A 15,365-nucleotide genomic window follows, 5' to 3' on the forward strand; every position below is an offset into this window, starting at 1 on the left:
CTATCAGATAAGACATTATTTAAGCCTTCAGTTAGATTTAAAAGTTGTATAAAATGTGTCTATTTTGAAAAGAAAGAAGAAAGAAGAGGAGGAAGACGATTTAGAGAAAATTCTTTCTGAACTGAAGGAAAATGATGAAGGCAACGACGTCACTACTGTCACTATTCAAATAGCTGGACTTAAGGAGTTGACTAAGGCCATACAAGAGTTAGCTGAAGCTATGAAGAAATGCAATAGCTAAACTTTGAGAAACTCCTCTACTTTTTTTAAAATCCTCCCTAGGGCGTCTTCCAACATCCTTCTCCCCCTTTCGGCTGAGACTTCTCCAGATTTGAGACAGCCAACGATGCCGCTTTTCGAAAATTTATCTACAGACATCTTTCCGAATAGGGAGATGTCCCCCTCGCATATGTCGACTAAATCGCCTGTTAGTTTTCCGCCTATTGCAAGATATATACTAGTTTCGTCACTACCTGCGTGATCTCTTACAAAGATGTACGACCAAACTTTTATGGCTAATACCCGGGGCCCCAGCTCGTAGTTTAATTGTTGCACCAAGAGACTAACGGCTTCCCACACTCCGCCGTGGCCTACCACAGCTACTACCTTGCCACATTTCTCTACTGCAGATCTAAGCACATCCTCTAGGTATGGTATGAGACTTCGGCACCTTACAGAAATTGTATTTGGAAACGCACGATGTTCGTCGCTACAGGTATACCAAATCGGAGGTAGTACCTGTGCCGTAATTTTTTCAGCTAATTTCAACGCTATATATTGCGCTATCTCTGTATCAACAGTAGGGGGGAGGTGGGGGCCGTGTTGTTCATATGAACCTATTGGCAATATACAGACCACACACAGAGATTTTGTTCATTTATTCTCTTCGCCGTAAACTAAAGTTTACAATACACAAGTATTTATATGATCGGTAGTTTACCACCATGTGCACGGCATCGCAGTGATTGAGCTCAAAGGATATAGAGAGTGGACAGAAAGCTTGGGCCCCCGTAGGGAACATATAATCCAACAGATTCAAGCCAAGCTACACGCGACGCTTTGGAAAAGTTTTACCACAGTGGGGGCCCTGCCCCATCATTTTAGATACGACTTTTTTATAGCGCTTGTTAACAACATAAGTAGTGCAGCTGTAGAGTCGGCTGTTGCAAAAATAGCGAGACACTCCCCAGTACCTATAGACTTCTGTATAGGAACAGGCGACACTCCCTACAGCGCGTATCTAAACTGCAGAGGTAAAGAGGTAGAAGCTACAAGTTTCTCTATCGTAGCCCATATGGATATTGTAAATAGTACCAAGACTACAAAACTCAACGGTCCGTTAGACGTATATTCACACATAGTAAGGTTGATAGACACACTTTTAGATGTGTGTAAAGAATATGGATGTCTAGTTTTTTACCTAGGTGGAGATAACACAGCTCTCTTCTTGCCAACGCCTGATGTAATCAACGAAATTGTAAGAAATATAGATACAAGAGTTAGAGTGGGCGTCGGCGTGGCGAAAAAACCATACAACGCGTTTGTCAAAGCAACTAGAGGTCTTGACTACCTCCGGTCAACAAATAGAGAGGGGATAAAAATAGTGAAATGAGACCATACGTCTATCTAGTTGCCGCAACTACGATAGACGGTAGGATAGCTAGTTATACAGGATATTCACGTTTGTCATGTCCATACGATTTAAAAAGACTTCATTCGATAAGGGCTAGTGTAGACGCAATAATAGTGGGGGCAAATACCGCCATTGTAGACAACCCTAGGCTAACAGTGAGGTATGTCGAGGGAAAAAACCCGATGCGTGTATTGATAGACGGGGCGCTTCGCGCCCCCCTCACGCTCCGTATATTCGACTCCTCGGCGCCGACTGTTGTATTTACTACACATAAAGCGCCGCAAGACAAGATACATGAGCTGCAAAAACGTGGTGTGAAGATCTATATAACGGAAGGCGAAACAGTCGACCCCGCTTATGTGTTAGATACGTTATATAAACAGGGAGTGAGGAAAGTGTTACTAGAGGGGGGCGGCAGGACGAATTGGGAATTTCTCTCCAAGTGTCTTGTCGATGAAATAATTCTAACTGTAACGCCATATGTATTTGGAAGAGGGGTCTCCCTAGTAGAGGGGGCCGGATTTGCCACTACTGAAGATACGCCGTTTGCTCTTACGCTACATTCTATAAAGCTTTGTGAATGCGGCCAAGAGGTAGTGTTGAAATACCACGTATCTTGTAAACATTAGTTTACAGAAAAGTATATTAGCAGTGACAAAAGTTTACTTATGCCAATTGAGGAGGCCATTAAGGCTTTAAGAGAGGGACGCATAGTTATGATATACGACGGAGATGAGAGAGAAAACGAAGTAGATTTTGTCATACGTGGCGACGCTATAACTCCGTCGTTAGTGCGATGGTTGCGTAAAAACGCCGGGGGACTGCTGTGTTTTGTTACTACTGAAAAAGTGGGGAGAACCCTAGGCTTAGAATTCCTAAGCGAATATTACGGAAGAAGAGGCTATGTTACTAAGGCGCCATATGGCGATAATCCAGCGTTTATGGGATATGTAAATCACATCAAGACTAAAACTGGCGTAAGAGATGCAGATAAGGCGTTGACTATAAGAGAGCTAGCCAGAATTGTAGAGCTAGCTCTTAGAGACCCCGATGCGGCTTATGAAGAGTTTAGAAAGAACTTCTACCTTCCCGGCCATGTGCCGATTCTCGGCGGCAGAGTTGGAACAAGATGGGGGCATACAGAGCTTGCGCTTATATTAGCCAACGCGGCCGGGATACCTCCGGCTTTGGCTATAATAGAGGCGTTAGGCGATTATCAAGAAGCTATGCCACTAGAAGAGGCTAAAGAGTTGGCATCTATACTGGGGATACCTCTTGTCACAAGTAGGGAAATTAGACCTTTAGCTTAAGTTCCACGACCCGTCTGTCCCTAGGCCGTTATGCCTAGGGACTTTCTCCTTGCCCACGCCTTCACGGGCATCTATGATGCCTCCGGCGTGGGGTCATCGGGCATGGGGCTGGACGGCGCGCGGCCCTCCGCGAGCGTCTTCGGAGCAGAGCCCCTCATTTAGGGAGGGGCGTGTACATGTATTTAAGTCTTCTGCCTGTATTCACAGCAACCGCTTCCTGCTCATGCGGGGTTTCCACCGCGGAAGTCTCGGCCGTTGTCTCTTTAATGTCACGTAATATACTCTATCTTTACTGTCTCAACCTTGGCTTATGTTCTTTGTTTTATGGCTTAAAGTGTCTACGAAGTCTAAGCTTTATCTTTGTTAATTTAGTCTCCTTAACAAACTCGATAACATATGGAGCTAAACGTTTAACCTCACTTTTTGAAACTGTATACCAAACTGGACATGTCCTATCTATATCTACTTTCTCTCCGTCGAAAATAAGTGGATATAAACGACAGCCGATGGGCCTTATGTCGTATATCTTACACATCTTGGTGTCTGGGTCGTAGAATACACAGTGGCCATTCACGTTTTTCAGCCTATATACGCCGTCGCGCTCCTCTGCAAAATCCTCTAACTTATAGCCCTTTGATGTTATCCGCAGTATATCTTCGACAAGGAGCTCCATTTCAGTACCTATACAACAGATGCCACATTTAATACAGCGAAATTTTACCTCAAACCAACTGGCGTCTTCCCACATTGTTTACGACTCTCCAACAGTGGAAAAAATATTTTTTGAAATAAAAACAGCGACAATGTGATATATGACGTTATAATAGTAGGAGCTGGGCCCGCCGGCTCTACGGCTGCGTTAATGGCAAGAAGACTCGGGCTAAAGACGTTGGTAATAGATAGGGCGCAACCGCCGCGCGAAAAGCCTTGTGGAGGGGGGCTAACGCCACGTACGTGGAAACTATTGGAGAGACTTGGCATAGAGTATCCTGTATATGGCTCTTGTAAAAGTATAGAGACTAGAGCGGCAGGCTATCGCCATGTGTTAAAAAAAGAGCCTATACTTATCACCAGAAGGCCGGACTTCGATTACGCCATACTTAAACAAAGCGGCGTAGATTTTATAAAAGACCATATATTAGGCGTAAGAGAGGGAGGTGTAGTTGGTAGAGCTGGCGAATACCAGGGCAGAGTTATAATAGGCGCCGACGGCTCGACAAGCGTAGTGGCAAAATCTATAGGCGTAAGAAATTTCCGCGGTGAGAAAAGCCACGCCATCGCATATGTGACAATCGCCAAAGGGCCTACTTCCGATATATGTGTGATAGACTTTGACGCCGTGGTAAACAATACTGGGAGAGTTGGCTACGCTTGGATTTTCCCCTTAGACCAAGGCGCTAATATCGGCGCAGGTGTGGGGTGGGGTAAATGGCTAGACCTCAGAAAGTTGGTTGTTGAATATGCAGAGAAAGAAGGCTATAAGCCAGGCCCAGTACTAGGCCACCCAATATCTCTAGGCTACATAGCCGGCTTGGGGAGGCGAAATGTAATACTTGCAGGAGAGGCGGCGGGTTTTGTCGACGCCACAACAGGAGAAGGCATCTATTACGCTATAGCAACTGGAGCCTTGGCAGCAGTAGCGGCATATACTGCGCTTAAGATATATGGCAATGAGAAATGGACTTTTGACATATATAGCGAACTAGCTAAGCCATATGTAGAAGAAGTTAAAAAGACAAGATGGCTTTCACATATGGCGAGAACCCTCGGCGCAAGGAGATGGGTAGTTAAACTATTAGGTAGGCGGTTGGTTGAGTTATATTCGAGAGTGTACACAGGCGAAGCAACCTATAGCCTAACGCTAAAACCTGTGGAAAGACGGCTAAAGCTCTAATTCTTTCAACTGTCTCAACACATACTCCCTAATCTCTATATCGCTGGGGATACCTCTCATAAGTTTTCCATCTTCTATCCACTTAATTAATAGAGGTTCTCCACATGGCGGCGGCTCATCCCACCGCACAACTACATGTCTAGACCCACACTTATATATCTGCTTAAAACCAGGGAGTTTGCCCCTTTTGGTAATTGGAACCCACCTCCCCTCTACCTCAACCTCCACAATATCCATAGATAAGTCTACAGAAGGCGGAAAGGCGATTGATGTGCCGACACCAAATCCATCAGCTACATCTCTTAACATCGCTATCTGAGACTCGTCTAACCCTCCGCTGACGAAAATCTTGACATCTTTATACCCATGTAGGTCTAGAGTCCACCTCACCTCCTCTACAATACGCCTTATGTTCCCACGTCTGCTACCCGGCGTGTCTAACCTAACGCCATAGAGCCGGTTTCCCAACAACCTAGCGGCTATCAAGGCCTCCTCTCTCTCGTCTAAAAACGTGTCTACAAGTATAATACGGGGTACGTCTTGAGGCATTGTCTTATCAAACCATAGCCAAGCAAGTGTGTGATCTCCCATCAACGCCCTAAAGATTATCATTAGGGCGTGGGGCATTGTGCCCGACGGTTTGATTCCAATCATTTCAGCCCCTAGTACTGTAGCCACGCCGTCGCAACCGCCTATATAGGCGGCTCGGTCGGCCATAGGTTGAACAGCTGGATGCAAAGCTCTGGCGCCAAAGAAAAGACATGTTTTATCGCCAGCTAATTTCTTAATACGCGCAGCTTTAGTAGATATACTTGAGTAATGACGTAAAATTCCTAAAATTGCCGTCTCTAATATTGCAAACTCTAAATATGGGCCCTCTATTACCATTACAGGCTCGTTTTCATAAAAGGCCGTCCCCTCCGGCAGAGCGTATACAGTGACCTTTCTATTTTTTAACAACTCTAGAACCTCCTTTAAGCCAGTAAACAACGCCCATTTATACCCCCTTGGGAGAGACGCTACGTGAAACTCGGCTCTTACTCTTACGTCAGAAAGACCGGCGTTTTTTAAAACTTCAACTGTCCTGAGAAAATATACATCTGCAGTCCTACCCAACGAAATGTCTTGAGGAGAAGCTACATGAAACATTAAAGATAAAGGTATTGCCGAGTTTTAAAACTGTGGAGCTTTTTCCATATGAGGAATTTAGGCCTTACCAACGTGAGATCTATGAGAAAACATACACTACCTTACTTACTGGGGGGACTCTTTTAATTAATGCACCTACAGGTCTTGGCAAAACAGCCGCAGTTATAAGCGCCGCGGCGAAATATATCTTAGAAACCGGCGGCGTAGTACACTATACAGTTAGAACAAGGACAGAGCTAGAGCCCCCCGTGAGAGAGTTGGCAAATATAATGAGGCGGGGAGTGGAGTTAGACTATGTAGTTATCAAGAGTAGACAAGACATGTGTTGTTACCAACAACTGAAGAAGCTCGACTACTTAGAGTTTCTGGCAGAGTGTAATCTCCTCAAAAGTATGGACAAATGTGTATACTATCCGCCAAGAGATGTAAGCATTCCCTTAAAAAACGTCTCGGCCTACATAAAGTTTCTCTGTACTGCATATAGTTGTCCTTATGAATATGCAAAAGCTAGGCTAAATCGTGCAAAACTCATAATTTCTACCTATTACTATATACTGGGACGAGAACATATAGATCTAAAAGATAGAGCTGTAATAATAGATGAGGCACACTCTATATTTGATGCAGTAATACATTTATATACAGTTAAAGTATCGGAAACAGATGTTAAATCCGCATATAGAGAGGCGAAAAAATACGGCTTTTTAGAAGAAGCTAGCAAAATATATGCCTTACTCACATTTATTAGAAAAATGTCGGGCGTTGTAGATTTAGGAGATCTCCTAGGCATCGTCGAAGATTTAGACCTAGAAAACGCCATATGGGAAATTATAAAGAAGAAAACAGATGAGAAGATAAATCCATATACGCCGTTGATACTACTTAGAGAGTTAAAAAATGCGTTGAAAAGCAGAATAAAATACTTCTCTGAGATACGCGGCGAAGATGCCACAAAAGTTTTAGTTCTCCAACCGCTTGACCCCACGTCGTTAGTAAAAGAAAAGCTAAAAGAGGCAAAAAGCGTTATTTACATAAGTGGGACATTGCCGATATCGCTTTTTTCTACAACTCTAGGTCTGATAAAATACAGCCATATAGATATATCATTTAGTGAGTATATCCCACGTCAAAACTATCTATCGATAGTAGATTTGGGCGTTACGACAAAATTTACAGAAAGGAGCGAGGATATGTACGTCAAAATAGCGCAGAGAATAGCCGATATAATCAACATATCTCCCGGAGGGGTCTTGGCGGTGTTTCCTTCATATGAGGTATTAAAAGGCGTTAGGAAGTACCTGAGTATTTCAATACCACATTGGTACGAGGGGAGCCAGGAGGTGGATTTACATAATCTCCCAGATAGATTTTTCATAGGGGCAGTGGCCAGAGGTAGATATGCAGAAGGCGTTGAGTATGTACGAGACGGAAAGAACCTCCTCAGTACAGTAGCAGTAGTCGGAGTACCATATCCTGAGCCGTCGCCATATTTAGAAAAAAGAGTAGAGTCATTAAGGCCACGTCTGGGAGAAAAAGCGTGGAACTCTGTGTACCTCTATTATGCAATTATCGCCGTTAGACAAGCAATAGGCCGGCTATTTAGAGGACCTGGAGATAGAGGCGTATTGATATTTTTAGATAGACGCTATGCCGAACCAGACATATGGAGTAGTCTTTCAGATATATTAAGCGGTTCTCTAATAGTAAACGAGCTAGGCGAGGCCAAAGAGAATATTATACACTTCTTCACCTCCGTGTTAAAAGTCGCCAAATAGCTACAGCAATTATAATAATCGCAGCATTTGTGCCGGCTATTGAAATAGCGAGTAAAGAAATACCCAAAGTCTCATTAAATACTGAGAATACGGCAGTGATGACACCCATTAACGCCGCCACCATTGCAATAATTATACCAACGAGGGGGAGCGGCTGAGTCTTCTCTGCCTGCTTCAAAGGTCTCTTAGTTATCTGCGTCTCTTGTTGGGGGGCCAACGGCGGAGGAGGCGGAGGGGGGGTCGTTCTCTGAGTTCTAACAGTAGCTGATGGCATTGGATAGCCCGGCGGAGGAGGCGGCGGCGGGATTGGCTGTTGATACTGTATAGGCGGGGGAGGCGGAGGAGGAGGTGGTATTGGCTGCACAGGAGGTGGCCGTGGCGGAGGTGGTCTTCTAAGCGGCTTCTCTTGCTCCTTATCATCTACGGCCATACGTTCCCCTATGTCTCATTATATAAATGTTTCTACAACTGCTTAAATACGCCAACGCGTCTTGATATGTGATTTTGATTGTTGCTGAAAAGAGGTCTGTAGCTCAAGCAATCGCCAGATATCTAGGGGGGACGTATAAAGTGGAAAAAATCTATGGAGTATCTGCCTATAGGTTTCTATATGGCAATAGAGAGGCCGTGGCGCTTGGCCTCAGCGGCCATATCATGGACTACGATTTTACAGCTAGACAAAACGTGTGGAGTTGGCTACCTCCAGAAGAGCTCTTTAAGACAAGCCCCATACTTGTCCTCCGAGAAGAGGCTATTAAATACGTAAGAGCGCTTAGATCTCTAGCTCGTAAAGCCGAAGAAGTCTACCTAGCTCTTGATGCCGATTCAGAAGGCGAAGCAATATCATATGAGGTTGCACTAGTGGTAAGACTTGTAAATAAAAATGTAAAGATATACAGAGTACGTTTCAATGCTGTCACATATAAAGATATAAAAATAGCATTTCAAAATCCGACAAAACTCGATTTAAAACAGGTAGAGAAAGTTTTTTCAAGAATGCAAATAGATCTAACACTTGGTGCTGTATTTACGAGATTTCTAACTCTGACTGTGAGAGATTTGTTAGAGAAAGGCCAATTCTTGAGCTACGGCCCTTGTCAAACCCCCGTTCTCGGCATAGTCGTCACCAGAGAGCTACAACGGAGAAACTTCAAGCCTGAGAAATACTATGTAATTAAGGCCGTCGTTGAAATAAGAGGCTATAAAATCGAGATGTCAGCTGATGTTAGATTTAAAACTAGGAAAGAGGCCGAGGCCGTTGCGACTACAATTAAACGCGGTGTTGTAAAAGCCGCCATATATAGACCACATTATATACAACCTCCCGAACCTCTAGAAACCGTAGAATTAGAAAGGAGAGCAAGCAGATGGCTTGGGATAAACTCCAAGAAAACTCTCGACATAGCCGAAGAGCTCTACCGCGCGGGGTATATATCATACCCTAGGACAGAGACAACTATATATCCACCAACGTTAAATTTACGAGAGATTTTACAAGAGTTAATAAGGGGAGAGCATAGCCGGTATGTAGAAGAGCTTCTACTACGTGGTTTCAGGCCTACTAGAGGAGATTCAGACGATGGGGCACATCCGCCCATCTATCCAACAAAAGGAGCTACAAAAAGCGAGATATATAAGACCTTTGGAAAAATAGGCGATAACGCTTGGGCAATTTACGACTTTGTAGTACGTCACTTTTTGGCCACTTTAAGCCCGCCGGCGCAAGTTGAAAAACAAAAGATTGTCGTAGATTTTGGAAAAATACAGCTTGAGGTAGAGGGCCAGAGGACAATAGACGAGGGCTACTGGAGGATATACCCCTGGGAGAGACAATCTGATAGGCCTCTTCCACGTGTATATGTCGGCGACGAAGTACATGCAATTAAAGTGGAGGTAGTGGAGCGAGAAACCGAGCCCCCTCCGCCGATGTCAGAATCCGAGCTACTCGCCTTAATGAAGAAATATGGCATAGGCACAGACGCCACAATGCAAGACCACATCTATACCAATATAAAGAGAGGTTATATGAAGCTCCAAAAGGGTAAATGCATACCTACAAAACTCGGGGAGACTCTGGCAATAACGTTGTTTCAATATACGCCGGAGCTTATAGAGCCCACAGTACGCGCCAGAATAGAAAGAGCCATACAGGGCATTGTTAAAAACGGCATTTCTCCCAACAGGTTAATTCAGGAGATAAAATCTGAATTTGAGAAGTATTACAATGATCTCAAGAAACATAGAGATGAAATAAGAAGAGCCCTAGAAACGGTTTTAAACTCTAAAGCTAGGGAAAGGAGTGGAACATATTGAGGTACACCCTTTTGTATGGAAGGCGGGGCCAGACACGTTAATAGAGGCCCCACCAGGTTTTAAATGGGTGGCGATGGAAATAGCCCGTAAGACTGGGGCGACGGTATCTGGTAGACCGGTATGGGGTGCGTGCGACATAAGACCAGACCCACGCTTTAGGAAGATATTCCACTTGGGACATAGCGTGCCCCCCAATGTAGCTTATCTCCTACAGAAAAATCTCGGCGGCGAAATAGAGAGAGTAGAACAAGACTTTTACAGATTTAAAACCGACGGTACAGAGATTTACTTCATTCCTGTGTACTACAAGCCGCCTCCAGATCTCCCGAGGCTTGAGAAAGTGGGAAAGATATACTTCCCCCTGCCCTATAGGAAAATAGCAGAGGTAATACACAAAGAGACAGGGTTTCCTATTGCTAGAGACCCCGTCACGGGATGTTGGGTGGGAGAGCAACCTGGCGACGTAGCATATGTAGTGTCCACAGGGCTTTTCTACCCGCTTACGTTGAAATTCTTCTACCCAGATACAACAGTTTATCTAGTAGATCCATTTCGCAGAGAGGTCAAAGATATTGAGCCAGAGTTTATGAGATTGATAAAACTGAAGGCACGCGCGCATATATCTACGCCAAAGCGTGTCGCCGTGTTGTTAACTACGAAGCCAGGCCAAAGACAAGATGACAAAGCTTTGGAACTCTCGTCGCGGGGACTAGTTATGGTACTACTAGATGAGATCTCCCCGGAATATATTGACGATTTACAATTTGACCTAGTTGTAAATACCGCATGCCCACGTATAGGTATAGATGACATAGATAGAATCAAAACACCGATTTTGAACTACTATGAATATAAAAGAGGCGTCATTGATCCAAGACTTTCAATTAAGCTTATATAACAGAGAGAAGAGAAAGCCTCATAAACCGATTAATAGATAAAAAACTTGATATAAATACTATTCGGTGAAGTTTAAATGTCCAGTATGTGGGAAAGAGGTAAACCTAGAACCCAGATTGGAAGGAGAGCCAATAGGCGGTCTATATGAGGTAATAGTACAACACGAAAGACATTTCGTAAAGGTGTATATAGACAAAAGTGGTTTTATAAGACGAGTTTTCCCAATAGAACATCTCGTTATAATAGATCCTCCGCAATACACTATATATATATACGAAGATAGAGCGGAAATAATAGATCACACCGGAAACATATACATAACAGACTCAGACTATTTATTAAGTGTCGTAAAAAAGATAATAAAGTAATCAATATAGTACAGTCATAGATAGCCCCCTTGCGACGCCGGTCCTCCCGGGAGGGCTCGCCCAAAGTCGAGGGCCCTGGGCAAGAGAGTCTGGGCCACTGGGGTCTGGTAACGGCCCCCTCGGTGGTGAGCTTGGGCCCCTCTTGCCTCGTGACTTCCTTAAGCGATCTCTCGACGTTCTCCTCGACAGCCAACTGCATTCTCGTCACGAGGTCTAGGATTTCCGGTCTCTCTTCGACAAGACGCCATGGTATCTTTAGATTCCGTAGACGTACATGGCTATGTCTAGTGGCAGAGTCGAAATTTCTGTTGGTTATGAAGACTACAGGAGACCACACTAAAAGTTATAATATCAGCTTCAATTAGGCGTAGCCGTATGCTCGGATATTCTGTAAGGTAATCGAAAGAGTGGAGACGCGTCTCTCCCACGCCACATTTTAGCTCTCAGGCTTAAATTGTGGCGCCGGGATTAACTACGTGGAAAAAATAGGCGTAGTTGTCAAATCGCCCTCTATATACTACTATATATTTAGACCATTTCGAGGCGTTGAAATAGATGTCGGCTCTTTTGTAGCTACAGAGGTAGATGGACTACGCGTCATTTCTCGCATCACAGCTATTAGACACAGAAATGCCGCGACAGATCCAAGACTTATCGCACAGTTTGACGACGAGAATGTAATAAGGGAAATTAAGGAGACTCTAGGCATAGAAGACGTCTTGTATTACACAGAGGCGAGAGCTGTCGTATTAGGCGCTAGAGTCGGACGTAGGATATTGAAACCTCAAAAGCCAGTGAAACCTCTCAGCTACGTCTATAGAATTGTAGAACGTGAATTAGAAGAGTTTTTCGCACCGCCTGAAGACGGAACGTATATCACTATAGGTAGAATAAGGGGCACGAACATATCTGCAAAAATCAACGCCGAAAAACTAGTTACTCACCACTGCGCTATATTAGCCAGCACAGGAGCTGGGAAGAGTTGGCTCGCAGGAGTCATAATAGAACGCCTTAGTCTCCTAGACATACCAATAATAGTTGTTGACCCACATGGCGAATACTCGGCAATGTCTATACCTCTGACAGAAGAGGGAAAAGCCGTCGCAGAAAAAGTAAGGATATATGTAGTGGGGAAAGTAGATACTAGACCCGTAGACGACGCATTTGAAAAAAGATATGGCACAAGGCGTGTGTATACAAGGATCGGGATAAACCCAAGAAGTTTACCTCTACGCACACTTGAAAAACTTCTTGACATATTATACGGGCTCACAGACGCACAGAAGAGAATTCTAGAAGAGGGTTGGCAAGTTGCTACAAACTACGGCGAGAGACAGCCCCTTACTACAGTTGAGGAATTGATACGAGAGGTTTTAGAAGGGGGCAAACACGCGGCGCCTCCCGGCTACGCTGGCGAAATGGCGCTCCGCGGATTAGAGGGTAGACTCAGATCTCTTTTCTATACAAGCCCTATATTCATAACTAGATATGGAGAGGTGTACCAAGGAGAGCCTATTAAGTTAATTGACCCACAATCTTTTGTCACCACGCCTGCTCTGCATATTTTGGACATATCTGGACTAGACAGCGTTGACCAACAACTGTTTCTAGCCGTATTTCTAGATCAGATATACAGAGTTGCGACACAAAGGAAAAACCTCACAACTTTTATCGTAATAGAGGAGGCTCATATTTTCGCCCCATCTACCCCCAACGCGCTTAGTAAAAACTATGTTGTGAAAATAGCGAGAGAAGGTAGAAAGTTTGGACTCGGCCTCTGTCTCATCACACAAAGACCCACTAAACTAGACCAAGACGTAGTTTCACAAGCTATGACCCAAATATTCAAAAGAATGATTAACCCAAGCGACTTAAAGTACGTAGCTACAGTTGCGGAACATCTCGAAGATCCACGTCCATTACGGACGTTAGATGAAACAGAGGCTATGATTACAGGGATCTCTGTGCCCGTGCCTCTACTAATTGTCGTCGGTCAAAGATGGACACACCATGGGGGAATAACTCCTAGAATTAAGAGGGAGATGTAGATAGATATATAGGATTTACTTGTATCCCCTTCGCGGCGCCGGCTCTCTGGGAGCTGGGGCGGGCCCGCCCCTTGCCGACGCGCCCTGGTTGACGGTCGCGCTCAACGTCGGCATTACAATGGCGATACTATACACAAGAAGGTGGGCCTATTCGGTGGAGGGGGTCGGCGTTGCTAGACACGTCGCGGCGGTCTTGGCCACCGTCGCTAAACTGCCGTGGTAAACAACGCGCTCGTCCTTGCCTGCGCCGTAAACATACCACTACTACCGCCCCAAGCCCTACTCCCACTGGCAATACCCATCGTGGCGTTGACAATAGACGCCGTGAGAAGGGTAGAACAAACCCGCTTCCCCCTACTTATATTTAAAAACACCCGACTCTCGGGTCTATATCTTTTTACTTTTTCTCTACAACGCAACTACGAACGCATACAGAACACTAAAAGTGAAAATCCCATAGCAGTTAGGGGGACTAGACGTCCTCGACTCTGTGACGCGCAGACACTTAGCAGTGGAAAAGTATGTCAAAAGACTGTTGAAAAAGTCACGGGACGAAAGGAGCCCAGACTAACGACAGAGGAAATAGATCGGTTTGCCCACGCCAGATAAGCGTGAGCTAGCGAACTTGTGCAAGAATTTACTTAATCTGCACTTGCGCAGGCTTTACCTCAATTATCTGGCCAGCCGCAATAGTTCTGCCCATGTCGCGGAGAGCAAAGCGGCCAAGCGCTGGGAATTCACTGAACTTCTCCGCAACTACAGGCTTCAGAGGCTTAATCTTTACAATTGCCACATCGCCCTGCTTTATAAATTGAGGCTTTTGTTCAACTGCTTGACCAGTGCGTGGGTCGAGTTTAGATACAAGCTCTACAATTTGGACAGGTACCGTGGCTGTATGTATATGCATAACTGGCGCGTAGCCTGGGCCTATAGCTGTGGGATGCCATAGTATAACTACACGGGCTACTATCTCTTCAGCGACAGTCGGGACGTTGTCTACTTTACCTAATACATCTCCACGTCTTACATCCTCTTTGCTTATACCTCTCACGTTAACACCTATATTATCGCCTGGTTGCGCTTGCTCAAGTTTCATGTGGTGAGTCTCTATAGATCTCACGTCGCCTACCTTAGCAGGAGGTACTATGACAACTCTATCGCCAACCTTTAACACGCCGGTCTCAACTCTACCAACTACCACAGTGCCCGCGCCTGTAATTGTAAATACGTCTTGTATCGGCATTCTAAGCGGTTTGTCAACAGGTCTTGGAGGCGGTTGGAAGGTATCAAGAGCTTCAAGTAGCGTGGGCCCGTTATACCACGGCGTGTTGGAAGACTTAGTTTTGACGTTATCTCCCTTTATCGCACTTACTGGGATAAAGTGTATTTTGCTTGGGTCGTAGCCCAATAGTTTTAATAACTTAGAGACTTCGGCTTTAATCTGTTCATACCTCTTCTGGTCGTAGTTTACAATATCCATCTTATTAACAGCAACTACTATTTGTTGAACACCCAATGTCCTAATGAGAAATAGATGTTCTCTGCCCTGTCCCTGAGGCCCTATGGCTGTTTCAAACTCTCCAGGACGTGCAGAAATTACAAAGAGAGCTGCATCTGCTTGGCTAGCTCCAACAATCATGTTCTTTATGAAGTCTCTATGGCCAGGTAAGTCGATGATTGTAATGAATAATTTATTAGTCTCAAAACCCACGTGTGTAGCCTCGATAGTTACGCCGCGTTCACGCTCTTCCTTAAATCTATCAAGAATCCATGCAAAAGCGAAGTCTTCCTTCCCCATCTTTTTAGCCATCTCTTCAATTTCCTTAAACGCTTTTTCATCTACATAACCTGTCTCATATAGTAGACGGCCTACCAATGTCGATTTGCCATTGTCAACGTGGCCAATAACTGCTAGGTTTAAGTGCGGCTTTTGTAGAGCTGTTGGTTTTGGTGGTAATATTATCGACGGCATAGGCGG

16 protein-coding genes are annotated in these 15,365 nt (G+C 44.7%); 11 read left to right on the forward strand and 5 right to left on the reverse strand.

What is annotated here, in order from left to right; all coding sequences use genetic code 11:
- The first annotated feature begins 55 nt into the window (after positions 1-55).
- Positions 56-241, forward strand: a complete 186-nt coding sequence (locus PISL_RS01955) for a hypothetical protein (RefSeq protein WP_011762137.1) — start codon at positions 56-58, stop codon at positions 239-241.
- Here the strand turns inward: PISL_RS01955 and PISL_RS01960 are convergent.
- Positions 238-858, reverse strand: coding sequence for a creatininase family protein (locus tag PISL_RS01960; RefSeq protein WP_011762138.1), 621 nt, complete (start codon positions 856-858; stop codon positions 238-240). The genes PISL_RS01955 and PISL_RS01960 overlap by 4 nt on opposite strands.
- Positions 859-946: 88 nt before the next feature.
- On the opposite strand from PISL_RS01960, the gene PISL_RS01965 reads away from it, so the two are divergent.
- Genes PISL_RS01965 through PISL_RS01975 form a run of 3 tightly spaced genes read left to right on the forward strand, consistent with a single transcriptional unit; the run spans position 947 to position 2,943 of the window.
- Positions 947-1,612: a GTP cyclohydrolase IIa gene (locus PISL_RS01965; RefSeq protein ID WP_011762139.1), complete on the forward strand. Its 666-nt coding sequence runs from the start codon at positions 947-949 to the stop codon at positions 1,610-1,612.
- Positions 1,609-2,262: a 2,5-diamino-6-(ribosylamino)-4(3H)-pyrimidinone 5'-phosphate reductase gene (locus PISL_RS01970; RefSeq protein ID WP_011762140.1), complete on the forward strand. Its 654-nt coding sequence runs from the start codon at positions 1,609-1,611 to the stop codon at positions 2,260-2,262. The genes PISL_RS01965 and PISL_RS01970 overlap by 4 nt, the downstream gene beginning before the upstream one ends.
- A 39-nt stretch (positions 2,263-2,301) precedes the next feature.
- Entirely contained in the window at positions 2,302-2,943 is a 642-nt protein-coding gene (locus PISL_RS01975; RefSeq protein WP_011762141.1) for a 3,4-dihydroxy-2-butanone-4-phosphate synthase, read from the forward strand.
- A 322-nt stretch (positions 2,944-3,265) separates the two neighbouring features.
- Here the strand turns inward: PISL_RS01975 and PISL_RS01980 are convergent, their stop codons facing one another.
- Positions 3,266-3,691: a YkgJ family cysteine cluster protein gene (locus PISL_RS01980; RefSeq protein ID WP_011762142.1), complete on the reverse strand. Its 426-nt coding sequence runs from the start codon at positions 3,689-3,691 to the stop codon at positions 3,266-3,268.
- 60 nt (positions 3,692-3,751) lie between these two features.
- On the opposite strand from PISL_RS01980, the gene PISL_RS01985 reads away from it, so the two are divergent.
- Complete coding sequence (locus PISL_RS01985; protein WP_053240531.1) at positions 3,752-4,837, forward strand: geranylgeranyl reductase family protein; 1,086 nt, start codon at positions 3,752-3,754, stop codon at positions 4,835-4,837.
- Here the strand turns inward: PISL_RS01985 and PISL_RS01990 are convergent.
- Positions 4,826-5,986, reverse strand: a complete 1,161-nt coding sequence (locus PISL_RS01990; protein WP_011762144.1) for a nicotinate phosphoribosyltransferase — start codon at positions 5,984-5,986, stop codon at positions 4,826-4,828. The two genes, PISL_RS01985 and PISL_RS01990, sit on opposite strands and share 12 nt — an antisense overlap.
- A 32-nt stretch (positions 5,987-6,018) precedes the next feature.
- On the opposite strand from PISL_RS01990, the gene PISL_RS01995 reads away from it, so the two are divergent.
- Complete coding sequence (locus tag PISL_RS01995) at positions 6,019-7,761, forward strand: ATP-dependent DNA helicase (RefSeq protein ID WP_011762145.1); 1,743 nt, start codon at positions 6,019-6,021, stop codon at positions 7,759-7,761.
- Here PISL_RS01995 and PISL_RS02000 read toward each other — a convergent pair.
- A complete protein-coding gene (locus tag PISL_RS02000) occupies positions 7,733-8,191 on the reverse strand; it encodes a hypothetical protein (RefSeq protein WP_011762146.1) in 459 nt (152 codons plus the stop codon). The genes PISL_RS01995 and PISL_RS02000 overlap by 29 nt on opposite strands.
- Positions 8,192-8,259: 68 nt before the next feature.
- On the opposite strand from PISL_RS02000, the gene PISL_RS02005 reads away from it, so the two are divergent.
- The 5 genes from PISL_RS02005 to PISL_RS11610 all read left to right on the forward strand — a co-directional run bounded on the left by PISL_RS02005 (position 8,260) and on the right by PISL_RS11610 (position 13,996).
- The gene (locus PISL_RS02005; RefSeq protein WP_011762147.1) at positions 8,260-10,074 is read left to right on the forward strand and encodes a DNA topoisomerase; all 1,815 of its coding nucleotides are present in this window, start codon (positions 8,260-8,262) and stop codon (positions 10,072-10,074) included.
- Complete coding sequence (gene dph2, locus PISL_RS02010) at positions 10,061-10,972, forward strand: diphthamide biosynthesis enzyme Dph2 (RefSeq protein ID WP_011762148.1); 912 nt, start codon at positions 10,061-10,063, stop codon at positions 10,970-10,972. Before PISL_RS02005 ends, dph2 begins: the two co-directional genes overlap by 14 nt.
- Positions 10,973-11,036: 64 nt before the next feature.
- Positions 11,037-11,339: a hypothetical protein gene (locus PISL_RS02015; protein WP_011762149.1), complete on the forward strand. Its 303-nt coding sequence runs from the start codon at positions 11,037-11,039 to the stop codon at positions 11,337-11,339.
- 476 nt (positions 11,340-11,815) lie between these two features.
- Complete coding sequence (locus PISL_RS02020; RefSeq protein ID WP_011762150.1) at positions 11,816-13,387, forward strand: helicase HerA domain-containing protein; 1,572 nt, start codon at positions 11,816-11,818, stop codon at positions 13,385-13,387.
- 216 nt (positions 13,388-13,603) lie between these two features.
- Complete coding sequence (locus PISL_RS11610) at positions 13,604-13,996, forward strand: hypothetical protein (RefSeq protein WP_011762151.1); 393 nt, start codon at positions 13,604-13,606, stop codon at positions 13,994-13,996.
- A 28-nt stretch (positions 13,997-14,024) separates the two neighbouring features.
- On the opposite strand, the gene tuf is transcribed toward PISL_RS11610, so the two are convergent.
- Complete coding sequence (tuf, locus tag PISL_RS02030) at positions 14,025-15,359, reverse strand: translation elongation factor EF-1 subunit alpha (protein ID WP_011762152.1); 1,335 nt, start codon at positions 15,357-15,359, stop codon at positions 14,025-14,027.
- Positions 15,360-15,365 lie beyond the last annotated feature (6 nt).

Origin of the sequence: Pyrobaculum islandicum DSM 4184, assembly GCF_000015205.1 — an archaeon.
GTDB lineage: Archaea > Thermoproteota > Thermoprotei > Thermoproteales > Thermoproteaceae > Pyrobaculum > Pyrobaculum islandicum.